Here is a 22,122-nt window from a genome sequence, read left to right as displayed (position 1 = left end):
TTCAGGGCCGCAGCAGGTCCCAGGCGCGGCAGGTGGCCAGGGTCTCCTCGCGCAGCCCCGCGATGAGCTCCAGCGCCCGCGGGTCGGCGCGCTCCGGCAGTCCCAGCGCGTCCAGCGCCTCCTGGATGCCGCCGGTCAGCGTCCGCACCGCGGCGGACAGGTCCGCGCCCGCGGCGGGGAGGGTGTTGGCGACCAGCCAGGCCTCCAGGCCGTCCCCGCCGAACTCGCGGTTGATCTGGCGGTCGGCCAGATAGGAGTTGTACCGCGACCCGCGCACCGCGCACCGCAGCGCCACCAGGATCGAGCGCAGCCGGTCCAGGCGGGACAGGAACGGGAACACGTCGCGGCGGCGGGCAAACTTGGCCAGCAGGTCCAGCTCGATGAGGTACTCGCCGACCGCCCCGTCGGCACCCGGGTCGGCAGGGGCGGCGGCGATCAGCTCGGTGTAGCGGCCGGTCTTGTCGAACACGATCCGGTTGAGGGCGAGCAGCGGGGTGCGGGTGAGGGTGGCCTCGCAGTTGAGGAAGAGGTCGAGGAAGACCGGGCCCGGGTGGACCGTCGAGTACTGGTAGCCGATGTCGAGCAGGTAGCCGCGGTACCGGTGGGCGATCGTGTCCGCCTTGCCGGCGAAGCGCGGGCCGAAGGCGGCCACGGCGTCGAGGAAGCCCTCGTCGTCGAGGAAGAGGAACAGGTCGACGTCGGACCGGTCGTCGGCGAGGCCCTGGGCGTGGGAGCCGCCGAGCGCGCAGGCCTGCACCTCGTCGAAGGCCTCGAGGATCTCGACGTACCGCCGCGTGTCGTCGTGCTGCTGCACGACCCATGGTCCCATGCCGCCGGTGCGCCCCCGGCGGCAACGGGGCCGGGGGATCAGCGGCCGAAGATCCGGGCGAAGAAGCCGCGCTTGTGCGGGGCCCGCTGGCGGGGCACCTCCGCCTTGTCCACGGTGTGGCGGCGCTCGACGTGCTCCTCCACCGTGTGATGGCCCGAGACGACCTTGACCTTGGTCTTCTCGTCGGAGATCTTGTCCACCTCGACCTCGCCGTCCTTGGCCGGGTGGGTCTTGACCCTGGTCTTGCGGGTGGTCTTGACGATCGTCTCGGTGTCCTCGACCTCGTCGGCCGGGACGAACTCGGCGGCCGGCTTCACCTCGGCCGCCCGGTAGCGCAGCGGTTCCCACAGCGGGCCGGGGATCACGTGTACGCCGAAATGCGTCCGATGGTGCACCGCGCACAACGGCTCGAGGTTGCCCGGCGACTCGATCCACTCCTGGAAGTCGCCGTCGTCGTCGAGGTGCAGGCCGAGCTGCTGGTTGATCTTCTCCAGGTCGACCCCGCCGGCCTGGGAGAACTCGATGTGCGAGTGGTGCAGCTCGACGTTGCCGCCGCAGTAGTTGTCGCTGATCGCGCAACGCCACAGGCCCTGGCGCTTCATGCGGGCCTTGACCTGCTCGAACAGGTGGTAGTGCGGATCTTCCTCGCGCGGCTCGTGGGCCGGCACGTGGGTGATCAGGTGCAGGGTGAGCCCCTGGTCGTGCGCCTCCGTCATGGCGTTGCATTCCACCGCTCCCGCGACCGGTGGGGAAATCGCCACGCCGTGAGAATTTGACGACTTTGCGACAACCGGGGGCTCAACCCCGCTTCGGCTAGTCGGTGCCGGCCTCCATGGCGGCCAGGTCGAGCAGCTCGTCGTCGTCCTGCCCGTTGCCGCGGGAGGCGATGGCCGCGGCCCCGCCGGCCGGCATGGCGCCCAGCAGGTCGGCCGAGGGCGTCTGGTTCGCCCCGATGAGCATCGGGTGCGGGCTGCCGATGACGTTCAGGGAGACGTACTGCTCCAGCTTCGCCCGCGAGTCGGCGATGTCGAGGTTGCGCATGGTGAGCTGCCCGATGCGGTCGACCGGCCCGAAGGCGGCGTCCTCGGTGCGCTCCATCGACAGCTTGTCCGGGTGGTAGGACAGCGCCGGGCCCGTGGTGTCGAGGATCGAGTAGTCCTCGCCCCGGCGCAGCCGCAGCGTGACCTCGCCGGTGACGGCGCTGCCGACCCAGCGCTGCAGCGCCTCGCGCAGCATGAGGGCCTGCGGGTCGAGCCAGCGCCCCTCGTACAGCAGCCGGCCGAGCTTGCGCCCCTCGTTGTGGTACGCCGCGACGGTGTCCTCGTTGTGGATCGCGTTGACCAGGCGCTCGTAGGCGGCGTGCAGCAGCGCCATGCCCGGCGCCTCGTAGATGCCGCGGCTCTTGGCCTCGATGATCCGGTTCTCGATCTGGTCGGACATGCCCAGCCCGTGCCGGCCGCCGATCGCGTTGGCCTCCAGCACCAGGTCGACGGCGCTGCCGAACTGCTTGCCGTTGATGCTCACCGGCCGCCCCTGGGCGAAGCCGACGGTCACGTCCTCGGCCGGGATGTCGACGCCCTGGTCCCAGAACCGCACGCCCATGATCGGGTCGACGATCTCGATGCCGGTGTCGAGGTGCTCCAGCAGCTTGGCCTCGTGCGTGGCGCCCCAGATGTTGGCGTCGGTCGAGTACGCCTTCTCGGTGCTGTCGCGGTACGGCAGCCCGTGCGCCAGCAGCCACTCCGACATCTCCTTGCGCCCGCCGAGCTCGCCGACGAAGTCGGCGTCGAGCCACGGCTTGTAGATGCGCAGCGAGGGGTTGGCCAGCAGCCCGTAGCGGTAGAACCGCTCGATGTCGTTGCCCTTGAACGTCGAGCCGTCGCCCCAGATCTGCACGTCGTCCTCGAGCATGGCCCGCACCAGCAGGGTGCCGGCCACGGCCCGCCCGAGCGGCGTGGTGTTGAAGTAGGCCCGCCCGCCGGAGCGGATGTGGAACGCGCCGCAGGCCAGGGCCGCGAGCCCCTCCTCGACGAGGCTGGCGCGGCAGTCGACCAGCCGCGCGATCTCGGCGCCGTAGGCGGTCGCCCGCCCGGGCACGGACGCGATGTCGGGCTCGTCGTACTGGCCGAGGTCGGCGGTGTAGGTGCACGGGGTGGCGCCCTTGGCGCGCATCCACGCGACGGCCACCGAGGTGTCGAGACCACCGGAGAAGGCAATCCCGACGCGTTCACCGACAGGCAGGGAGTTCAGCACCTTGGACACGGTTGAAGCATATACGACGCAATGCATAACCATGCAAGCAGGTGGTGGAGGACACCTTCTACAGCGTCGGACCACAGACCGAACACTTTCCAACAAGTTCTATCAAAGACCACCGCGAATGCGCATACTGAGACACCGACGCGTCGCTCCTGGCCCGCCGCCAATCGGGCCGGATGCGGTACCGCGGCAACCCCCCGATCGAAAGAGGTCCTTCCGTGGTCAGTCGATCACGACCGGGACGCCGGCGCCGGATGTTGCTCTCCGCCGCCGCGAGCCTGGCCCTCACCGCCGCCGCACTGGTGGGGTTCAACAGCCCCGCCCAGGCCGCCGGTCCGCTGCCCTGTGACATCTACGCCTCCAACGGCACCGCGTGCGTCGCCGCGCACAGCACCACGCGGGCGCTGTTCGCGGCGTACAACGGGCCGCTGTACCAGGTGCAGCGCGCCTCCGACGGCGCCCTGCACAACGTGGGCCTGCTGGCCGCCGGCGGCTACGCCAACGCGGGCGACCAGGACGCCTTCTGCAACGGCAGCACCTGCCGGATCGTCAAGATCTACGACCAGACGAGCAACCACAGCGACCTGGGCATCGCGCCCGACGGCGGCGCCGGCTCCGGCGACCGTGGCGCCGACGCCGCCGAGATCGCGGTGACCGCGGGCGGCCACAAGGTGTACGGCGTGTGGGTCTCCCCGGGCGTCGGCTACCGGTTCAACGGCCGGGCGCCGGGCGTCGCCGTCAACGGCCAGCCCGAGGGCGTCTACATGGTCGCCAGCGGCACCCACGTCGGCTCGGACTGCTGCTTCGACTACGGCAACGCCGAGTCGACGCCGTACGACACCGGCAACGGCCACATGGACGCCATCAGCATCGCCACCACGTGCTTCTTCCCGCCCTGCCAGGGCTCCGGCCCGTGGATCGAGGCGGACATGGAGAACGGCATGTTCCAGGGCGGCAACGGCTCCAACCCCAACCCGGGGAACAACTCGACGTACGTCACCGCCGTCCTGAAGAACAACGGCCAGACGACGTACGCGCTCAAGGGCGGCAACTCGCAGTCCGGCGGGCTCACCACCTGGTGGAACGGCGCGCTGCCGACCGACAAGTCGGGCTACCGGCCGATGCACCAGGAGGGCGGCATCATCCTCGGCATCGGCGGCGACAACAGCAACCGCAACCGGGGCACCTGGTTCGAGGGCGCGATGGTGGCCGGCTACCCGACCGACGCGGCCGAGAACGCCATCCAGGCCAACATCGTGAGCGTCGGCTACAGCGGCCAGACCAACATCCCCAACGGCCCGCAGGACACCGTCACCGGGCCCGGCGGCAAGTGCGTGGACGTGGCCGCGGACGACACCGGCGCCAACGGCACCGGCGTGCAGCTGTGGGACTGCCAGACCTACGCCGAGGACCAGCACTGGTCGCACTTCGCGGACAACTCGCTGCGCACGCTGAACCGCTGCCTGGACATCAACGGCAACGGTACGGCCAACGGCACCCAGGTCGAGCTGTGGGACTGCAACGGCGTCGGCGGCCAGAAGTGGGTGCAGCAGGCCGACGGCTCGCTGCGCAACCCGCAGTCCGGCCGCTGCCTGGACTCCCCCAGCGGCGCCACCGGCAACGGCACCCGCCTGCAGATCTGGGACTGCAACGGCTCCGCGGCCCAGAAGTTCGCGGTCAACGGCGGCGGCACGAACATCGGCCCGGGCGGCAAGTGCGTGGACGTGGCCGCGGACGACAGCGGCACCAACGGCACCGCCGTCCAGCTGTGGGACTGCCAGTCCTACGCCGTGGACCAGCACTGGTTCCACCAGTCCAACAGCGCGCTGCGCACCCTGGGCCGCTGCCTGGACATCATCGGCAACGGCACCGCCAACGGCACCCAGGTCCAGCTGTGGGACTGCAACGGCGCCGGCGGCCAGGTCTGGCAGCAGCAGGCCGACGGCTCCCTGCGCAACCCGCAGTCGGGCCGCTGCCTGGACTCCCCCAACGGCGCCACCGGCAACGGCACCCGCCTGCAGATCTGGGACTGCAACGGCTCCGCGGCCCAGAAGTTCGCGCTGAGCTGACGCATTCACCCCAGGAGGAGGAGGGGCGCGGGCACCATGCCCGCGCCCCTTCGCAGTAGCGTCGGGCCATGGACGCCGAGGGATTCCTCCAGCTGCACCGCGGCGGTTGCGTCCTGCTGCCCAACGCCTGGGACGCGGGCAGCGCGCGGGTGCTGCGCGCGGCCGGGTTCGAGGCGATCGCGACCACCAGCGCCGGGGTGGCGTTCTCGCTCGGGCGGCCCGATCACGCGGCCGCGGGGCGGGTGCCGCAGGACGAGCCGAACGAGCTGTTCGGCCAGGGTCAGCGGTAGGTCAGAGGTAGGCGGGCAGCCCCGCGCGCAGGCAGGCCAGCATCGCCGCGCCCTCGGCAGGGGCCATGGGCGCGGCGGCGCGGCGGACCGCGGCCAGCACCTCGCCGAGCGGGATGGAGGCGTCGGCGCCGGTGGCGTGGTAGCGCAGCTGGGCCACCAGGTCGGCCACGTAGGTCACCACGTCGTCGGGGCCGGAGGCGTCCTCCCACAGCCAGGCGAGCACCCGGCCGAGCGCCTCGCCGGCGTGCAGCGTCGAGCCGCGGGCCCGCTGGGCCAGCATCGCCGCCGCGGACTCGCTGATCAGCGCGCCGATCAGCTTCTCGAAGATGTGGTCAGGCACCTGGCGCTTGCGCACATCCGACTCCCACCGATCGATGTGACGACCGGTGATGCTACCGCTTCGAAGTGTCATCTTCGAGGCGTCACCCGAAGTTCATCAACAGTTTTGCCACACCGATCCGCGGCGGGAAATTCGGCGGCGTTCCGCCCGGGGTCGACCTCCTCCTACGGTCGGTGCCATCCCCTGAGGAGGTCACCCCATGAGAAGACAACCCAGAATCGCCGTCGCCGTCGCCGTCACCGCGGCGCCGGCGACCGTCCTCGTCGCCTCGCCGGCCTTCGCCTAGCCGGTGGACGACGCTCCGGCAGGCGCAGGGTTGACGGGGGTACTACGTCCTGCGATGCTACGCCCGACGTAGCAACTTGGAGGAACGTGTTGACCGGACTGTCGCAGCTCGGCAGGTTCTCCGAGCCGGCGTTGCTGATCCTGATCAGCCTGGCCGAGAGCGCCAAGCACGGCTATGCGATGCAGGAGGACATCGCCGCGCTGACCGGCGAGCGACCCGGCCCGGGCACGCTCTACGGCGCCATCCGGCGCCTGGAGGAGCAGCGGTTGATCGAGCAACTGCCGGAGGAAGACCGCCGCAAGCCGTACCGCCTGACCGATCTGGGCGCGCAGGCGTTGCAGGCCGAACTCGTGCGCATCCGCGCGATGGCCAGCACCGGCCTGCGCCGACTGGCCACGGCCTGATGCGCGCGACGTTGATCCGCCTCGCCATGGCGATCTACCCGGCGCCGGTCCGCGACCGCTACGGCGCCGAGATCACCGACCTGCTCACGCACTCGACCCGGCCGTGGCGCGACATCGCCGACGTCGGCCGGTCCGCGCTGGCCGAGCAGGCGGCGACGTGGACGTGGACCCGCACCCGCCCGCAGCTTCGCCGGATGGTCTGGCTCGCCGCCGCACCGCTGGGATTCGGCCTCACCGCGGGGCTCCTGGCGGTCTGTGGGCTCATGCTCGCCACAACGTACGTGAAGGACGCCGGCTACGACGTCAGTCCCGCGCTCCTGGGCGTGCCGATCGCGCTGAGCGTGCTGGCGGTGTGCGGGGCGATCGTCGCGGTGGCGCTGCCGATGCCCCGGCAGCACCACCTCGTGGCACCGTTTCTTACCGTGCCGGCGTCGTTGACCGCGGGAGTACTGGCCATCGCGAGCCTGCCCGTCGCCGGCGACGTGCTCGGCGGGCCGCGGCCGGCCACGCTCCTGTCCGCGCTGTGCTGGTGCGCGGCGATGCTCACGCTGGGTGTCGGGATCACCGTGCTCATCCGGCGGGGACGCACCGGCATCGCCGTGGCGGTCCTCGTGGCCGGTGGCCTCGCCACACTCGAACTGACGTCTGTGCTCTACGCGATCGCCGGTCGGCCGATCGGCGCGGACTGGGTCTCGGTGTTCAGCATGTGGCCCCTCAGCGGCGGCGGGGTCGTGGATCCGCCCTGGTTCTCCGCCGGCGCGCTCAAGCTCCTGCCGGCCATGCTCGCGATGTGCACGACGTTCTCGCTCACGCTCGTCACGGCCGGCGCCGTACATCAGCGCAAGGCGGGCGCCGGCGCCGTACATCAGCGCAAGGCGGGCAGGCCCGCCTGACTACTCCCACTCCCAGCGCATCCCCACGATCCCCGGGGGCACGTCCGACGTCGGCGAGATCGCGGCCAACCGGCTCCATGCCGGACGAGTATCGTCCCTCTATGCGTAGATGACCACGCCCGCGGGCGGGACGGTCAGCTGCACGGCCTTGCCGTTGCGGGCCGAGACCGAGACCCGGCCGCCGGCGAAGGCGGGCTCGCTGGAGTACGCGCAGGTCAGCATGTCCCCCTCGGCGTGCAGGCCGGCGTCGACGGTGACCCAGGTGGTGCGCGCCCGGTCGGGGTCGGTGTTGACGGCGACGACGACCTCCCGGTCGGCGAAGATGCGCGACCAGGCCACCGCCCCGGGGTGCCCGGGCGGCGCGAACACGACCCCGTCGGGCGAGACCGGGCGCAGGTACTGCCGGCCGCGGCGCAGCGCCGGGAGCCGCCGGCGCACCGCGAGGAGCCCCGCGAGCTGCCGGTAGGTCTCGTGCTCCTCGTCGAAGGCGTGCCCGCCGCGGCTGCGGAACGGGCCGAACTCGCCGCCGAACATGGCCTCGCGGATGTACCGGTCGTGCCCGCCCTCGCCGTCGAACCCCTGCTCGCTGCCGTAGTAGACACACGGGATGCCCAGCGTGGTGGCGTTCATGGCCAGGGCCACCAGGGCCAGGCGCCGCCCGGGCTCGCCGGCCGCGAAGCGCGCCTTCCACGGCCCCTTGCGGACCTGGTCGTGGTCGTCGTAGGAGGTGACCACCTTGTCGCGGAACCAGGTGTGCGACTCCCGGCCGACCTGCAGCGAGTTGCGGAAGAGGGCGAAGTAGCCGGCCGGGTCCTCCGCACCCTTGGCCACCCCCTCCAGCCGGGCCTGCACGTCGGCCAGGCCGAGCGCGGCGTCCATGCCGACCTCGTCCAGCGTGCGGTACGCGAACTCCCGGTCGCCGGTGATCTCGGCGACGAGGCAGAAGCGCTCCTTGCCGATGGACTGGGCGAACTCGTGGATCGCGGAGGCGAAGAACCGGGCCGCGCCGGGGTCGAGGTGCTTGACCGTGTCGACCCGCAGCCCGTCGAGGTCGGCGAAGGCGATCCAGTACTGGTACGCCCGCACGAGGGCGAGCAGCGCCGCGGACGGGGTGTAGTCGTCGGCGGGCCCCTCCCCCAGCGCGATGTCCTTGAGGCCTTCGAAGTCGCCCTCGAGGTACTCCGGGAAGCGGTCCCAGTCGACGATGCGCCCCTTGCCGGTGAAGGTGGCCGTGCCCTGCAGCTCCTCCGGCCAGACGCCGCCGTCGGGATAGACGCCGGGGACCGGCCCGACCGGCAGCACCGGGGCGCCGGCGGCGTCGCGCAGCCCCTTCACCGGATAGCGCCGCCCGGTCCAGACCGGCTGGGCGTCCCCCTCGTAGCCGAAGACGTCCCCGGCGTGGTTGATCACCACGTCGAGGATGACCCGCAGCCCCTGGGCGTGGGCGTCGGCGACCAGGCCACGCAGGTCCTCCGCCGTGCCGAAGTGCGGGTCCACGGCGAGGAAGTCCTGCGTGGCGTACCCGTGGTAGGTGGGCTGCCCGGCGCACTGCTTGAGCACCGGGCTCACCCAGATGGCGGTGACCCCCAGCCGCCGCAGGTAGCCGAGCTTGCCGCGCAGCCCGGCGAGGGTGCCGCTGGCCCAGTCGAGGCCGGCGGCCCGCCAGCGGGCGGCGTCGGCCTCGGTGCGCACCGCGAGCCCGTGGCCGGCCTCGGTGAGCGGCGGGGTGGTCCCGGTGGTGACGAGCACGCCGTCGTTGTCGCGGTAGCCGCGCTCGCCGCCGTCGGAGAACCGGTCCACGAGCAGGAAGTACAGGACCTCGTCGGCCCAGTCGTCCGGGGACGGGTGGAACGGGCCCCGGGTCAGCTCACTGAAGTCGATGTCGGCGATCCGGCGGTAGGCCACTTCCCGATCCTGCCACGGTTCGTGCTCAGGCGGTCGCCATGCGTCGCCCGGCCAGCACCCGCGCCGCGATCGCGGGGCGCAGCAGGCCTGCCACGGTTCGTGCTCAGGCGGTCGCCATGCGTCGCCCGGCCAGCACCCGCGCCGCGATCCCGGGGCGCAGCAGGGCGGCGGGCGGGTCGAGCAGGTTCGTCACCCGGCTGAACGCGAGGGAGACCACCTCGTCGCGGGCGGCGACGGCGTAGAGGCGCTCGAGGTACCGGTTGACCATGCGCGTGGGCAGGTCGCGCGGCCCGTTGACGCCGGGCAGCGCCGCGTCGCCGCCGGTGGCGATCTGCCACGGGATGTCGATCACGGGGCGTACCGAGCGGAAGAACCGCAGGGCGTCGAAGCGCGCGACGCCGTCCAGGGCGAGCTGGTCGCGCAGCCGCAGCGCCTCCACGCCGGCGACCGACATGCCCTGGCCGTACATCGGGTTGAAGGAGCACATCGCGTCGCCGAGCACCGCGAAGCCCTTCGGGAACCGCCGCAGCCGGTCGTAGCGGTGCCGGGTGCTGCCCGGGTACCGGAACTTCACCGCGTCGTCGAGCGGCACCGAGGCGTCGATGACGTCGGCGACGTACGGCAACGGCAGCCGCCGCGCGTAGGCCCGCCACCCGGCGTCGTCCAGCGGCGCGTGGTCGCCGAGGATGCCGAACAGCGTGATCACCGCCCGCCCGGCCTCCTGCAGCATGACCGCGCCCCCGCGCGGCGCGGCCGCCGACGGCCCGATGATGATCGCGATGTCCCCGTCCAGCAGCGCCGGGTCGACCTTGAAGTGCCGGGACACGTAGGCGAGGTCGACGTGCAGCTCCTCCTCCCGGGGCCGCTCGTAGCCGAGCTCCGCCAGCCAGCGCGGGGCCCGCGAGCCGCGGCCGGTGGCGTCGACCACCAGGTCGGCCGGCAGCACCTCGGCCCGCCCGGCGCCGCGGCCCTGCACGATCGCCCCGATCACCCGCGCCCGGCCCGCGTCGGCCTCGACCCCGACGACGTCGGTGCCGCCGCGCACCCGCACCCCGGGCAGTGCGAACACCTTCGCGCGGAGGTAGTTCTCGAGGTACGGCCGGCTGAACGACAGCGCGGTCATACCGATCGGCACCTGCCGCAGCCGGTGCCCGCTGGCGCAGAAGCGCACGTTGCCCAGCACGTCGCCGCTGGGCACGCCGGCCCCGGCCAGCTCCTCGGCCGCGCCCGGGAACAGCTCCTCGACGACGTTGAGCCCGGCGGCCAGCAGGCCGTGGGCGTGACGGCCCTGGGGCACGCCACGGCGGACCTCGCGCTCGCGCGGGTCAGCCTCCGGGTCGCCGGCCCACTCGCCGGTGAGCTCGTCGCGCTCGACGATCGTGACCCGCGAGAAGTGCTCCGTCAGCACCCGCGCGGTGAGCAGGCCGGCCATGCTGCCGCCGAGGACGACGGCGTGCCCGCCCGAGATTTCATGCCTCATGCCCCTCGAGGCGTTCCAAGCCGTGCCACGGCCGGGAACCGTCGGCTTGCTGACAGACTGCAGGGTATGACCACGCTGGGTACCGTGTTCCTGCCGCAGCTGCCGCCGGAGCGGCTGCGCGACGTCGTGCGGGCCGCCGACGCAGCCGGGCTCGAGGAGCTGTGGCTCTGGGAGGACTGCTTCCTCGAGGGCGGCCTGACCACCGCCGCGGCGGCTCTGGCCTACACCGAGCGGCTGCGCGTCGGGGTCGGGCTGCTGCCGGTCCCGCTGCGCAACGTGGCGCTGAGCGCGATGGAGATCGCGACGCTGGTCCGGCTCTTCCCGGGCCGGGCCGTGATCGCCGCCGGGCACGGCGTGCAGGACTGGATGGGGCAGGTCGGGGCGCGGGTCGCCTCGCCGCTGACGCTGCTGCGGGAGTACACCACGGCGCTGCGGGCGCTGCTGCGCGGCGAGCGGGTCTCCACCGAGGGCCGCTACGTGCGCCTCGACGGCGTCGCACTGGACTGGCCGCCGCCCGCGCCGGTGCCGATCCTGCTGGGCGCGACCGGCGACCGGACGCTGCGGCTGTCCGGCGAGGTCGGCGACGGCACGGTGCTCACCGGGGGCACCGATCCGGCGGCGGTACGGCGGGCGCTGACGCTCGTCGGCGAGGGCCGCACGGCCGCGGGCCGCACCGGGCCGCACGAGGTCGTGGTGTACCTGCACGCGGCGACCGGCCCGACGGCGGCCGAGCGGATCGCGGCGGAGCGCGCCCGGTGGGGCTACGCGGACCCGTCGAAGGACGTGTCGGTGGCCGGCGACGAGCACGCCGTCGCCGACGCCGTGCACCGCTGGGCCGAGGCCGGCGCCACGAGCGTGGTCCTGCAGCCCACCGCCGACGACCCCGACCCGGAGGGTTTCGTGCGGTTCGTGGCCGAGCGCGTACGACCCCTGGTGGGCTGACATGTCCGGCAATCCGGCGATCGCGGCGATCTCGGCCAGTGGCGTCCCCTTCCGCGTGGTCGAGCACGGCCCGGTGCGCAGCCTGGCCGAGGCGGCGCAGGCCCGCGGCGTGGCCGTCCCCGACGTGGTGAAGACGCTGGTGGTCCGCCTCGCCGACGACGACTTCCGCTTCGTGCTCGTCCCGGGCGACCGGGTGATCTCCTGGCCGAAGCTGCGGGCCCTGCTCGGCGTGGCCCGCATGTCGATGCCGGACGCGGCCACGGCCAAGGCGGCGACCGGCTTCGAGCGCGGCACGATCACCCCGTTCGGCTCGAGCACGGCCTGGCCCGTCGTCGCCGACGAGCGCGTCCGCGGCCGCGAGATCACGCTGGGCGGCGGCCGCCACGGGGTCGCCCTGGCCGCGCCCGCCGACGCCGTCCTGGCCTTCCTGGAAGCCACCGTCGCCGACGTATCCGACCCCGAACCACCGGCGTCGAAGGGCTGATCGACGCGCGCATTCCCGCATCGGCAGGACGGCAGCGACAGTCGTCGATTTCTGGCAATTTGTGCAAATTGCCCGACTTGGCGGGACGGCCGCATTACTTTGGCTCTCGGCAACGATCATCTTGCCCGGGTCCCCGGGGCCGGCCGCTCCACTTGGCCGGCGTCGCCGCGTGCCGCCGCCGGCGGTGCGCGGCGGACGGGGAGCGCAGGTGTGCCCCGGGCCGAACGGGGAGCCCAGACTGTCGACCTACGCCTTACGCCGCACCCGGTTCCGGCAGCACCTGACCACGGCCGCGACCGCCTGCACCATCCTCTGCACCGTCCTCGGCGGGGCCCTGATCAGCGGCCACACGAGGGCCGCGGAACCGGCCCCGGCCCCTCGCGCCGCGGCCCCGGCGCCCGCGCTCACGCTCGCCCTCCCCGACCGCCTGGCCGAGCTGACCGGGGTCGAGCGGGCCATTCCCGCACCACCGGCCCCTCCGGCCGCCCCGGCACCGCCGGTGACGGAGTCCGCCGTCACGTCGGGCCGCGACGGTGGGGTCGCGCGGGCATCGCGCTCGGCGACCCGCGGCGAGCGGGCCGCCCGGCCGCCGAAGGCCCCGAGCACGAAGCGCCGCCCGCCGGTCACCCGCCAGCGCCGGCCCGCCGCCCAGGCTCCCCTCGCGGCGGCGTACGCCGACGGTGACGTCGTCGGCTTCGCGCTCACCCAGGTCGGCAAGGACTACTCGTTCGGCTCGTCGGGGCCGGACGCGTACGACTGCTCGGGCCTGGTCTCCGCGGCCTACCACCTGATGGGCATCTCGCTGCCCCACTCGACCGGCGGCCTGGCCCACCTGGGGCGCCCGGTCGGCCGGGACGAGCTGCGGCCGGGCGACCTGATCTTCCCTACCTCGGGCCACGTGGGCATCTACATCGGCAACGGCCGGATGGTCCACGCCTCCACGGAACGCGGCGGCGTGAAGATCTCGGGCATCTACGCCTTCAGCTTCGCCCGGCGAATCATCGGGTGACGGCATCCCTTTCAAGGGGATGAATCCGGCATTCCGTTTATATGAGCATTGTTCGGATCAGTGGGCGGTGCCGGTCGCCAATCGGAAGTCGGCGAAGTCGAAGCCGGGGGCCACGACGCAGCTGACCAGCACCGGCTCGTCGCCGGCGGGGAACGCCGACTGCCACACGCCCCCGGGGACCAGGACCTGGGGGCGCTGGCCGGCGGCGACGTCGGCGCCGAGCACCGCCTCCGGGCCTGGGCCGGGGCGGTCGCCGGAGCCGCCCAGGCGCAGGGTCAGCGGGCCGCCCGAGTGCCAGAACCACAGCTCGTCGGAGCGCACCACGTGCCAGGCGGACGACTCGCCGGGGCAGAGCAGGAAGTAGATCGCGGTGGCGGCGCTGCGCGGGCCGTCGTAGCCGTCCGGGGTGAAGGCGGCCGGCGAGCGCCAGGTCTCGCGGTACCAGCCCCCCTCGGGGTGCGGCCGCATGTCGAGCTGCTCGGCGAGGTGGGGTCTCATGGTCGTACCGTATCCGCCCTAACGCCCCATGCCGGGGTGACCTGGGGTTTGCGATGCTGGGGTGGTGAGACTGCTATCGCGCACGGGGGCCTTCGTCGAGCTTCGGATCGTCGAGCCCACGGGGCCCGCCGTCACGGTCGAGGGCGTCGTGGACGCGCTGGACGGGCGGGGCTGGACGTTCCGCGCCCGGTGCCTGAGCGCGGACGAGGCGCGGCTGCTCGGCGACTGGCTGCTGCGGGCGGCCAAGGGGCGGGTGGAGCTGCTGGAGCGCCTCACGTTCCCGGCGCTGTCGTTCACGCTGGACGAGCACGAGTACGGCCAGCCCCGCCTCGTCGTGGGCTTCTCCCAGGACACGGCGCCGTCCTGGCTCGGCGACGAGCGGGCGATGACCTTCGACTACCCGGTGACGCTGGACCTGTCGCCCGAGTCGCTGGAGGCCGCGGCGGTGAACTGGGAACGTGAGCTGAACCCTGGCCGCGGCATCACCTGAACCGGGGCTACCATCGCCCGATGCGACGACGGTTCGGGATTGTGCTGATCACGGCGGCACTCGCCCTCGCGGCCTGCGAGGCGGAGCCCGTGCCGGTCGACCCGAACTATCACGTCCCGGAGGCGAGCACCACGGTGAAGGCCTCCGACGCCGACGACGTCTCGGACGGCCTCGGCGCGGCCGCGTCGGGCACCGGCGCGCCGGTGAAGACCCAGTCGTTCACCAACGGCAACCCGGAGGGCCACGCCACCGTCCCGGCCGACGCCGGGCCCGTCGACTCGTCGAAGCCGACCTGGGTGGTCGGGGACGGCACGGCGGCCAGCTGCACGTCGGAGAAGTTCGTGTCGGCGGTCGCGGCCGGCGGGATCGTGACGTTCAACTGCGGCCCGGACCCGGTGACCATCGTGGTCAAGGAGACGGCCAAGGTCCGCAACCGCTCACCCCGGGTCGTCATCGACGGCGGCGGCAAGGTGACGCTCAGTGGCGAGGGGAAGCGCCGCATCCTGTACCAGAACACCTGCGACAAGGCGCTGGAGTGGACCACCGACCACTGCCAGGACCAGGAGACCCCGGCCCTGACGGTGCAGAACATCGTCTTCGCCGACGGCAACTCGACCGGCGACACGACCGAGGGCGGTGGCGGCGGCGCGATCTTCGTGCGCGGCGGCCGCTTCAAGGCGGTCAACTCCCGCTTCGTGCGCAACCGCTGCGACGAGTCCGGCCCGGACCTCGGCGGCGCCGCCGTGCGGGTCCTCAGCCAGTACCGCAACCAGCCCGTCTACATCGTGGCCAGCACCTTCGGCGGCGCGGCCGGCCAGGGCGGCGTCTGCTCCAACGGCGGCGCGCTGAGCAGCATCGGCGTGTCCTGGGTGGTGCTCAACAGCGTCCTGTCGTACAACTCGGCCGTCGGCCACGGCGCCAACCCGGCCAAGGCGGGCACCGCGGGCGGCGGCAGCGGCGGCGCCATCTACTGCGACGGCAACAACTTCACCGTCCGCCTGGCCGGCACCCTGATCGAGCAGAACAAGGCCAACGAGGGCGGCGGCGCCGTCTTCTTCGTCAGCAACGACCGCAGCGGCACCATGTCGATCGAGGGCTCGACGCTGCGCAGGAACCCGAGCGCCGGCTTCGAGACCAGCGGCTTGCCCGGCATCTTCTTCCTGGGCGCCCGCCCGCCGGCCGTCTCGTCCTCCACCCTGACAAAGTAGGGGCCGCGGCAGCGGGCCCGTCGTGGTGGTCGAGGACGCGCACTGGGCCGACGAGGCGCGCCCTGGGCAACATCGCCGGCGAGCTGGCGCGCTACGCCGACGCGGCGGCGCCAAGGTGCCGCGCGGCCCGTGCCGGGCGACCGCGCAGCACGCCGCCGGGCTGACCCCACGCCAGGCCGACGTCCTGGAGCTGCTCGTCGAGGGCCTGTCCAACGCGGAGATCGCCGCCCGGCTCACGCTCTCGGCGAAGACGGTCGACCAGCACATCTCGGCGTCGCCAGCCGCGCCCAGGCCGTCGCGGCCGCACAACGCCGCAACCTGGGTGGTGCCGGGGAGCCAAGTTAGGGGAAACGCCCGGTCCGGCGAACGCCCGGCGCATCTACCGTCGATGCCATGAACGCACTGCACGACGTCGTCATCGTGGGCGGCCGGGCGGCGGGGGCGGCCACGGCGCTGCTCCTGGCCCGGCTGGGCCACGACGTGGTCGTCGTCGACCGGGCGACCTTCCCGTCCGACACCGTCTCGACGCACCAGCTGGCCCGGGCCGGCGTCGTCCAGCTGGACCGCTGGGGTCTGCTCGGCGCGGTACTGGCCAGCGGCGCCCCCGCCGTCCGGCAGGTCACCCTCAGCGCCGCCGGCACGTCCGTCACGCGCACCGTCAAGCACACGGCCGGCGTCGACCTCCTCGTCGCGCCGCGCCGGACCGTGCTGGACGCGATCGTCCTCGACGCCGCCGTCCGGGCCGGTGCCCGCGACGTCACCGGCGTCGCGGTCGACGGCGTCCGGTTCGACGGCGCCGGGCGCGTCTGCGGCGTCGCCGGGCACCGCGCGTCGGGCGCGCCGGTGTCGATCGCCGCGCGCTACGTCGTCGGCGCCGACGGGCTGCGCTCCGTCGTCGCCCGGTCCGTCACCGCCGAGGTGCTCGAGGACCACGGCGACCGGGGCGCGGCGCAGTACGCCTACTACGGCGGGCTGCCCTGGCACGGCATCGAGCTCTTCGCGGCCGAACGGGCCTTCGCCGGCGTGTTCCCGACCAACGGCGGCGAGGCCTGCGTCTGGGTGACGACGCCGACCGAGGACGCCCGGGCGCAGCGCCGCGCCGCCCCGTCGCGGGCCGCGGCCTTCGAGTCGCTCCTGCGGCGGGCGGCGCCCGAGCTCGCCGACCGCCTGGCCCGCGGCCGGCGGACCTCGCCGGTCGCCGGCACACTGCGCAACCCCAACATCGTGCGCCGCGCGCACGGCCCGGGCTGGGCGCTCGTCGGCGACGCCGGCTACCACCGCGACCCGCTCACCGGCCACGGGCTCAGCGACGCCTACCGCGACGCGGAACTGCTCGCCGGCGCCCTCGACCGGGCGCTACGCGGCGGCGGCGACGCGGCGCTCGCCGAGTACCAGCGGCGGCGCGACCGCGCCCTGCGCGACGTCTTCGACCTGACGTGTGCCCTGGCGGCCTACCCGCCGGTCGCCGACTTCGTCGAACTGCAGCAGCAGCTCGCCCGCGCCCTCGACGCGGAGGCGCAGGAGCTGGTGTCCCCACCACTTGTGAGGAGCCCCCGATGACCTACCTGCATCCTCCGCAGGAGACGCGGGCGGGCGAGGACGTCGCCCGCCAGTTCGCCGCCGACCGCGCGCCCGGAAGGAGCGCCCGCATGAGGGCCCGGCGCTGGGCCGGCCCGTATCGCCGCTGAGGGACACGGGCCGGCCCGTGCGGGGAGAGGTCAGGAGCGCAGGCAGGCACAGAACGGGTGCCCGGCCGGGTCGAGCAGTACCGTGTACCGCTCCCCGCCCGGCTGGAACTCCGGCTTCGACGCCCCGAGCTTCAGCGCCCGCTCCTCGGCGCCGGCCAGGTCGTCGACGTAGAAGTCGAGGTGGAACTGCTTCGGCGTCGGCCCCTCGGGCCAGGTCGGCGCCGCGTAGCCGGGCAGCTGGCCGAAGCCGATGGACGTGGTGCCGTCGCTGATCATCGCGTACTCGGCCTGGCTGTGGGTCACGTCCCAGCCCAGGACCTCGGCGTAGAAGTTCGCCAGCACGGGCGGCTCGGCGCAGTCGATGTTCACCATGATGAGGCTCGCGAATCCGGTCATGCGCACCATCCTCCAAGGCATTCCTGCCATCTCGTGTCAGGAATTTCCGGGTGTACCTCAGGAAGCGGTCGGAGCGGACCAGTTCCTGCGCAGCGCCACCATGCGCAGGACGAACGTGAGGGTCGCGGCCAGCCCGATGCTCAACGGCCGCTGCAGGTGCGCGGCGTCCAGCCCGGCCACCGACGCGCAGCCGACGAGCCCGGCCACGGCGTAGATCTCGCGCCGCAGCACCGTCGGGATCTCGCCGGTGAGCAGGTCGCGGACCAGCCCGCCGCCGATCCCGGTGATCATGCCGATGATGCAGGAGCCGATCGGCGGTACCCCGGCATCCAGCGCCTTCAGGGTGCCCGTGACCACGAAGAGCCCGAGGCCGGCGGCGTCGAGCACGAGCACCGTCCACCGCAGCCGGTTGACCGCGGGGTGCAGCCAGAACGTGGCGGCCGCGGTGACGACGGCGACGGTGGAGTACCGCCAGTCCACGAACGCGAACGGCTGCACGTTGATGAAGACGTCGCGCATGATCCCGCCGCCCAGCGCGGCCGTGAAGCCGACGAAGATCACGCCGAAGAGATCCAGGCGCTTGGCCACCCCGGCGGTGGCCCCGGACGCGGCGAAGACCGCGATGCCGACCAGGTCGGCGACGAGCAGTGGGCTGAGCGATGTCATCGGGATCATGTATACCGGCCGCCCGGCGCCGCGAACGCGAACGCCGGGCGGCACGTTTGACCGGTCAGATGTTGTTGATCACGGCCATCGACGCCTCGTGCTGCATCTCCATCATGTCGGAGACCGCGGCGGCGTCGTAGTACCCACCGGAGGGCGCGGACTCGCTCGCCGACACGTCGCCGTCGAGGTTGCCGCCCGACCCGTCGTAGTCGGCGCTGTCGGAAGGACCGTCGTTGCTGTAGTCCGGCTCGTAGCTGGTGCTGCCGTCGGTGAGGTCGGTGGTGATGCCGGTGGCCGGGTCGTACGCCTGCTCGTACACGCCGTCGCCGTCGCTGTCGAGGGCGACGATGTCGACCTGGCCGTCGTGGTCCATGTCGCCGACCAGGACGTTGCTGCCGTCGTCGAGGGTGTAGATCGCGGCCGGGTCGTCGGTCCCGTCGCCGTCGAGGTCGGCGCTGAAGGAGGTGTAGTCGTCGCTCATATCGGTGAAGCTCCAATTCGCTGAGTCATAGGTGGTACGGAGAAGAACCGTATGGCCCGGGGCGGCGCGCGCACTCCCCCTTTGCTGCCAAGCCGACAGCCGAAGCGACGCGCGTCACGCGCCCTTGTTTGCCGCGGGCCGGGCCGGGGGTATCCATCTGTCGATCCGAGAATGGAGGCAGAAGTGGGCAGAGGGTCCGGAATCGGCGGCGTCATCATCGCCGTCTGGCTCATCATCGGCGTCATCGCGGCGGGCCAGCGCGGCTACTTCAACAGCGACGAGGCCAATTGCGCCAAGGCGGGCACGATCATCGTCACGATCATCGCGGGCCCGCTGAACTACGTCGGGGTCAACCCCAAGATCAACTGCACGATCCCCCAACCGTCGAAGTAGACCCCGCACCGGGAAGGAGGGGTGCGGCCGCCACCCACGCCCCTCCTTCCCGGCGTACAGCCTGCTCACAGCCGCGAGCGGTAACGTTTCGGGATGGACGAGTTCGAGGCGCGCAGGGTCGTCGACGCGCTGCGTGAGCGTGGCGTGCCGGCGCACCTGGAAATGGCCAAGGCCGGGCTGTCGCAGTTCGGCGTGCGAGTCGCACTCTTCGACGGCCGGATGGCGGTCTGGGACACCGACGGCACCGCCGGCCTTGAGGCCCAGGTCATGCGCGACGGCATCCTGGTCGGCTTCGTCCCGATGATCGAGGGCTCCGAGCACTTCACCGAGGCCCAGGTCGTGGACGCGATCGCGCGGACCGACTACGACCGCCCGGTCGCCCGCCAGCGCGCGACCGCCCCGCCGCCGGCCCCGCCCCTGCCCCAGGAGGGCGGTTTCTTCCGCCGCTTCCGCAACGGCTTCCGCTGAACCCGGGGCCCGGCCGCCGGCAGGAATCGACGCCGGTGCGCTGTAGGGTCCGGGCATGGCCTTGTCACCCTCCGAGCAGGTTGCCGCCGCGCTGCGGGAGTTCGCCGGGCGCATCGACGTGTTCGACCCCCTGCCCGGCGCGCACGTGGCCGAGGTGCAGGCCGGCGGCCAGACGGTGCCGCTGCGGGCGCCGGTGGTGCGGGCGCTGGCGGAGGCGCTGCGGGCGTACCAGGACCCGCGCGACCGCGGCACCTGCGACCACTGCGGCGGCCCCCGGCTCGACGACAACTTCGTCTGCGCCGACTGCGGCCGCCCCAGCGGCGTGTTCGGCCGGCTGCTGCAGGAGCGCGCGTCCCGGTTCGACCCGCCCGCCGAGCTGCCCGACTGACCCGGGCGAGCGCCGCCCCGCGCAGCCGGCCGGACTCCGCGCCCAGCCCGCGCGGCCTACGATCCTCCGATGGAGGTCATCGCCCACAACCCCGCCGACGGTGTGTATCCGGCCACCGACGACTACGTGCACGCCGTCGAGGTGCGCGGCGCCGAGCGGCTGCTCTTCGTGGCCGGGACGATGGGGCTCGACGCGCAGGGCAGACCCGGCGCCACCCTCACCGAACAGCTCGACCTGATCTGGTCGAACATCCGGGCCATCCTGGCCTCGGCGGGCATGACGGTGAACAACATCGTGCGGCTGACGAGCTACCTCCGCGACCCGTCCTACGCCGAGGCGAACGCGGCGGCGCGCGGGGCAGCCCTCGGCGGCCGGGCCGTGCCGACCACCGCGATCGTCGCCCAGACCCTCGTCAGCGACTGGCTGGTCGAGATCGAAGTCATCGCCGCAGGCTGATCACCGCAGCGCCGCCGCCCGCAGCTTCGCGAACTCCCCCGCCAGGGCGTCGAGGGTGTAGTGCGCGTTCAGGCCGGACGGGTTGGGCAGGATCCACAGCCGCGTGGCGCCCAGCGAGGCGTCCTCCTGCGGGCCGACCTTGGCGTGCTGGGTGCCGAAGGCGGTACGGAAGGCCGTCACCCCCAGCACGGCCAGCCACCGCGGGGCGAGGCCGGCCACCTTGGCATGCAGGATCGCGCCACCCTCGGCCAGCTCGTCGCGGGTGAGCTCGTCGGCCCGCGCCGTCGCTCGAGCGGCGAGGTTGGTGATGCCCAGGCCGTACCCCGGCAGCAGCTCCTGCTCGTCCGGGCGCAGCTCGCGCGGGGTGAAGCCGCTCAGGTGCAGGGCGGGCCAGAAGCGGTTGCCGGGGCGGGCGAAGTGGTGACCCGTCGCCGCGGACCACAGGCCCGGGTTGATGCCGCACAGCAGCACGTCCAGGCCGGGCGCGACGACGTCGGGCAGCAGGCGGCCGGCGGCGGCGAGGAGGTCCTCCCGGGTCGGTCGCACGCGCGGCGCCCCGGGCCGGTTCACTGTCGACGCCATGCGGACAAGCATGCCAGCGCGGGCCGGACCTGCCGCGCCGGCTCGGGGGGCCGCCGTCTAGCGTCTGAGCCATGGGCGACCGGCGGCTGATTTCGAGTGGGTCGACGTTCGAGCGGGAGATCGGGTACTCCCGCGCGGTGGTCGACGGCGACTGGGTGCACGTGTCGGGCACGACGGGGTTCGACTACGCCGCGATGACGATCTCCGACGACGTGGTCGAGCAGGCGGAGCAGTGCTGGCGCAACATCGACGCGGCGCTGCGGGAGGCGGGCGCCTCGGTCGCGGACGTGGTCCGGGTGCGCTACCTGCTGCCCGACGGCGACGACTTCGAGTCCTGCTGGCCGGTGCTGCGCCGGTGGCTCGAGGACGTCCGCCCGGCGGCGACGATGCAGGTGTGCGGCCTGTCCGACCCGAGGATGAAGATCGAGATCGAGGTCACGGCCCGCCGCTCGGGCAGCCGGGTGGCCCCGGGCCTCGGCTGGCCCCGCTGAGCCCGTAGCGGCCTCAGTCCTCCAGGACGATCCCCAGCGCCGCCGCCAGGACCTCCGCCAGGGCGGCCGGGTCCGCGGAGACGACGGTCGCCCCCGACAGGCCGGTGACGCCGGCGATGCCGTCCAGCGAGCACTCCGAGAACCGCGACCCGGTGGCCGAGGCGCCGTCGAAGCGGGCGCCGGTCAGGTCGCAGCCGGTGAAGGTGACCCCCGCCAGGTCGGCGTCGGTGAAGTCGGCGCCGGCCAGGGACGTGCGCGTGAAGGCCACGTTCTGCAGCCGCGCGGCCCGGAAGACACTTCCCGTCGCGTCGCAGTCTCGCACAGTGACGTCGTGCAGGGTGCCGTCCAGCCACAGCAGGCCGTCCAGCCGGGAGTCGCGGATGGTGACGCGGTGCAGCACGGACCGGTCGGCGCGCACGCCGGCCAGGGTCGAGTGCTCGATCAGGCAGTCGGTGAGGATCGCGCCGGCCAGGGCGGTGCCGGTCAGGTCGGCCCGCTTGAAGCGGCACTGGGCGAACTCGGCGGCCTTGGCGGTGCGCCCGGTGAGGGCGAGGTCGTAGAAGCCCAGCGCCCGGTACACGCCGTCGTCGCGCAGGTCGTCCTCGCCGGGGTCGGCGAACTGCAGGCTGCGGGGCGGCCGGGGTCGCGCGGGGGCGGTCGCGACGGGAGGAGCCGTGGCCATGGGGTGTGACGTTAGTGGCAGGAGTGGCGGTCCGATCAACCGCCC

At 73.1% G+C, this 22,122-nt stretch carries 29 protein-coding genes; 17 read left to right on the top strand and 12 right to left on the bottom strand.

Annotated features, from left to right (window positions below; genetic code table 11):
• Position 1 precedes the first annotated feature (1 nt).
• The 3 genes from ABD352_RS22310 to argG form a co-directional block, all read right to left on the bottom strand.
• Positions 2–829 (bottom strand): nucleotidyltransferase domain-containing protein, encoded by an 828-nt coding sequence (locus ABD352_RS22310; RefSeq protein ID WP_344614385.1) that lies wholly within the window; start codon positions 827–829, stop codon positions 2–4.
• A gap of 38 nt (positions 830–867) precedes the next feature.
• On the bottom strand, positions 868–1,545 hold the full coding sequence (locus ABD352_RS22305; protein ID WP_344614384.1) for a hypothetical protein: 678 nt from the start codon (positions 1,543–1,545) through the stop codon (positions 868–870).
• A 97-nt stretch (positions 1,546–1,642) separates the two neighbouring features.
• Positions 1,643–3,091, bottom strand: a complete 1,449-nt coding sequence (argG, locus tag ABD352_RS22300; protein WP_344614383.1) for an argininosuccinate synthase — start codon at positions 3,089–3,091, stop codon at positions 1,643–1,645.
• A gap of 251 nt (positions 3,092–3,342) precedes the next feature.
• On the opposite strand from argG, the gene ABD352_RS22295 reads away from it, so the two are divergent.
• A complete protein-coding gene (locus ABD352_RS22295) occupies positions 3,343–5,157 on the top strand; it encodes an arabinofuranosidase catalytic domain-containing protein (RefSeq protein WP_344614382.1) in 1,815 nt (604 codons plus the stop codon).
• 68 nt (positions 5,158–5,225) lie between these two features.
• Positions 5,226–5,447 (top strand): isocitrate lyase/phosphoenolpyruvate mutase family protein, encoded by a 222-nt coding sequence (locus ABD352_RS22290; RefSeq protein WP_344614381.1) that lies wholly within the window; start codon positions 5,226–5,228, stop codon positions 5,445–5,447.
• 1 nt (position 5,448) lies between these two features.
• On the opposite strand, the gene ABD352_RS22285 is transcribed toward ABD352_RS22290, so the two are convergent.
• Positions 5,449–5,802, bottom strand: a complete 354-nt coding sequence (locus ABD352_RS22285) for a hypothetical protein (RefSeq protein ID WP_344614380.1) — start codon at positions 5,800–5,802, stop codon at positions 5,449–5,451.
• Between the two features lie 357 nt (positions 5,803–6,159).
• Between ABD352_RS22285 and ABD352_RS22280 the strand changes: the two genes are divergently transcribed.
• Together ABD352_RS22280 and ABD352_RS22275 are read left to right on the top strand one after the other, a co-directional pair.
• Positions 6,160–6,477 (top strand): PadR family transcriptional regulator, encoded by a 318-nt coding sequence (locus ABD352_RS22280; protein WP_344614379.1) that lies wholly within the window; start codon positions 6,160–6,162, stop codon positions 6,475–6,477.
• A complete protein-coding gene (locus ABD352_RS22275) occupies positions 6,477–7,370 on the top strand; it encodes a hypothetical protein (RefSeq protein ID WP_344614378.1) in 894 nt (297 codons plus the stop codon). The genes ABD352_RS22280 and ABD352_RS22275 overlap by 1 nt, the downstream gene beginning before the upstream one ends.
• Positions 7,371–7,469: 99 nt before the next feature.
• Here the strand turns inward: ABD352_RS22275 and ABD352_RS22270 are convergent, their stop codons facing one another.
• Together ABD352_RS22270 and ABD352_RS22265 are read right to left on the bottom strand one after the other, a co-directional pair.
• The gene (locus tag ABD352_RS22270) at positions 7,470–9,275 is read right to left on the bottom strand and encodes an alpha-amylase family glycosyl hydrolase (RefSeq protein WP_344614377.1); all 1,806 of its coding nucleotides are present in this window, start codon (positions 9,273–9,275) and stop codon (positions 7,470–7,472) included.
• 103 nt (positions 9,276–9,378) lie between these two features.
• A complete protein-coding gene (locus tag ABD352_RS22265) occupies positions 9,379–10,755 on the bottom strand; it encodes an FAD-dependent oxidoreductase (RefSeq protein ID WP_344614376.1) in 1,377 nt (458 codons plus the stop codon).
• A gap of 66 nt (positions 10,756–10,821) precedes the next feature.
• Here ABD352_RS22265 and ABD352_RS22260 point away from each other — a divergent pair, with 66 nt between their 5' ends.
• The 3 genes from ABD352_RS22260 (at position 10,822) to ABD352_RS22250 (ending at position 13,190) form a co-directional block, all read left to right on the top strand.
• Positions 10,822–11,697: an LLM class flavin-dependent oxidoreductase gene (locus ABD352_RS22260; RefSeq protein ID WP_344614375.1), complete on the top strand. Its 876-nt coding sequence runs from the start codon at positions 10,822–10,824 to the stop codon at positions 11,695–11,697.
• 1 nt (position 11,698) lies between these two features.
• Complete coding sequence (locus tag ABD352_RS22255) at positions 11,699–12,181, top strand: aminoacyl-tRNA deacylase (protein WP_344614374.1); 483 nt, start codon at positions 11,699–11,701, stop codon at positions 12,179–12,181.
• 208 nt (positions 12,182–12,389) lie between these two features.
• Complete coding sequence (locus ABD352_RS22250; RefSeq protein WP_344614373.1) at positions 12,390–13,190, top strand: C40 family peptidase; 801 nt, start codon at positions 12,390–12,392, stop codon at positions 13,188–13,190.
• A gap of 57 nt (positions 13,191–13,247) precedes the next feature.
• On the opposite strand, the gene ABD352_RS22245 is transcribed toward ABD352_RS22250, so the two are convergent.
• Positions 13,248–13,688 (bottom strand): cupin domain-containing protein, encoded by a 441-nt coding sequence (locus ABD352_RS22245; protein ID WP_344614372.1) that lies wholly within the window; start codon positions 13,686–13,688, stop codon positions 13,248–13,250.
• A gap of 64 nt (positions 13,689–13,752) precedes the next feature.
• Here ABD352_RS22245 and ABD352_RS22240 point away from each other — a divergent pair, with 64 nt between their 5' ends.
• The 5 genes from ABD352_RS22240 to ABD352_RS22220 are packed head-to-tail and all read left to right on the top strand — an operon-like array spanning position 13,753 to position 17,074.
• A complete protein-coding gene (locus ABD352_RS22240) occupies positions 13,753–14,178 on the top strand; it encodes a WapI family immunity protein (protein ID WP_344614371.1) in 426 nt (141 codons plus the stop codon).
• 20 nt (positions 14,179–14,198) lie between these two features.
• On the top strand, positions 14,199–15,386 hold the full coding sequence (locus tag ABD352_RS22235; protein WP_344614370.1) for a hypothetical protein: 1,188 nt from the start codon (positions 14,199–14,201) through the stop codon (positions 15,384–15,386).
• A gap of 22 nt (positions 15,387–15,408) precedes the next feature.
• Complete coding sequence (locus ABD352_RS22230) at positions 15,409–15,783, top strand: LuxR C-terminal-related transcriptional regulator (protein WP_344614369.1); 375 nt, start codon at positions 15,409–15,411, stop codon at positions 15,781–15,783.
• Positions 15,780–16,946: an NAD(P)/FAD-dependent oxidoreductase gene (locus tag ABD352_RS22225; RefSeq protein WP_344614368.1), complete on the top strand. Its 1,167-nt coding sequence runs from the start codon at positions 15,780–15,782 to the stop codon at positions 16,944–16,946. The genes ABD352_RS22230 and ABD352_RS22225 overlap by 4 nt, the downstream gene beginning before the upstream one ends.
• Positions 16,943–17,074, top strand: a complete 132-nt coding sequence (locus tag ABD352_RS22220; protein ID WP_344614367.1) for a hypothetical protein — start codon at positions 16,943–16,945, stop codon at positions 17,072–17,074. Before ABD352_RS22225 ends, ABD352_RS22220 begins: the two co-directional genes overlap by 4 nt.
• A gap of 30 nt (positions 17,075–17,104) precedes the next feature.
• Here ABD352_RS22220 and ABD352_RS22215 read toward each other — a convergent pair whose 3' ends face one another.
• The 3 genes from ABD352_RS22215 to ABD352_RS22205 form a co-directional block, all read right to left on the bottom strand.
• The gene (locus ABD352_RS22215; RefSeq protein ID WP_344614366.1) at positions 17,105–17,470 is read right to left on the bottom strand and encodes a VOC family protein; all 366 of its coding nucleotides are present in this window, start codon (positions 17,468–17,470) and stop codon (positions 17,105–17,107) included.
• A 57-nt stretch (positions 17,471–17,527) separates the two neighbouring features.
• Positions 17,528–18,136 carry a trimeric intracellular cation channel family protein gene (locus tag ABD352_RS22210; protein ID WP_344614365.1) on the bottom strand — a complete coding sequence of 203 codons (609 nt, stop codon included), beginning with the start codon at positions 18,134–18,136 and terminating at the stop codon, positions 17,528–17,530.
• Positions 18,137–18,200: 64 nt separating this feature from the next.
• Positions 18,201–18,617 (bottom strand): hypothetical protein, encoded by a 417-nt coding sequence (locus ABD352_RS22205; protein ID WP_344614364.1) that lies wholly within the window; start codon positions 18,615–18,617, stop codon positions 18,201–18,203.
• Between the two features lie 183 nt (positions 18,618–18,800).
• On the opposite strand from ABD352_RS22205, the gene ABD352_RS22200 reads away from it, so the two are divergent.
• From ABD352_RS22200 to ABD352_RS22185, 4 genes are all read left to right on the top strand, one after another.
• The gene (locus ABD352_RS22200) at positions 18,801–19,010 is read left to right on the top strand and encodes a hypothetical protein (RefSeq protein WP_344614363.1); all 210 of its coding nucleotides are present in this window, start codon (positions 18,801–18,803) and stop codon (positions 19,008–19,010) included.
• 93 nt (positions 19,011–19,103) lie between these two features.
• Positions 19,104–19,478: a hypothetical protein gene (locus ABD352_RS22195; protein ID WP_344614362.1), complete on the top strand. Its 375-nt coding sequence runs from the start codon at positions 19,104–19,106 to the stop codon at positions 19,476–19,478.
• Between the two features lie 55 nt (positions 19,479–19,533).
• The gene (locus ABD352_RS22190) at positions 19,534–19,866 is read left to right on the top strand and encodes a hypothetical protein (RefSeq protein WP_344614361.1); all 333 of its coding nucleotides are present in this window, start codon (positions 19,534–19,536) and stop codon (positions 19,864–19,866) included.
• A 69-nt stretch (positions 19,867–19,935) separates the two neighbouring features.
• Positions 19,936–20,322, top strand: a complete 387-nt coding sequence (locus ABD352_RS22185; RefSeq protein ID WP_344614360.1) for a RidA family protein — start codon at positions 19,936–19,938, stop codon at positions 20,320–20,322.
• Here ABD352_RS22185 and mug read toward each other — a convergent pair whose 3' ends face one another.
• Positions 20,323–20,904, bottom strand: a complete 582-nt coding sequence (gene mug / locus ABD352_RS22180; RefSeq protein ID WP_344614359.1) for a G/U mismatch-specific DNA glycosylase — start codon at positions 20,902–20,904, stop codon at positions 20,323–20,325. It abuts the gene before it with no gap.
• A gap of 71 nt (positions 20,905–20,975) precedes the next feature.
• On the opposite strand from mug, the gene ABD352_RS22175 reads away from it, so the two are divergent.
• The gene (locus ABD352_RS22175) at positions 20,976–21,395 is read left to right on the top strand and encodes a RidA family protein (RefSeq protein ID WP_344614358.1); all 420 of its coding nucleotides are present in this window, start codon (positions 20,976–20,978) and stop codon (positions 21,393–21,395) included.
• A gap of 13 nt (positions 21,396–21,408) precedes the next feature.
• Here ABD352_RS22175 and ABD352_RS22170 read toward each other — a convergent pair whose 3' ends face one another.
• Positions 21,409–22,077, bottom strand: coding sequence for a pentapeptide repeat-containing protein (locus ABD352_RS22170; protein WP_344614357.1), 669 nt, complete (start codon positions 22,075–22,077; stop codon positions 21,409–21,411).
• Positions 22,078–22,122 lie beyond the last annotated feature (45 nt).

This window comes from Dactylosporangium salmoneum (assembly GCF_039532525.1).
Taxonomy (GTDB): domain Bacteria; phylum Actinomycetota; class Actinomycetes; order Mycobacteriales; family Micromonosporaceae; genus Dactylosporangium; species Dactylosporangium salmoneum.
This window is presented reverse-complemented; position numbering and strand designations above follow the sequence as displayed.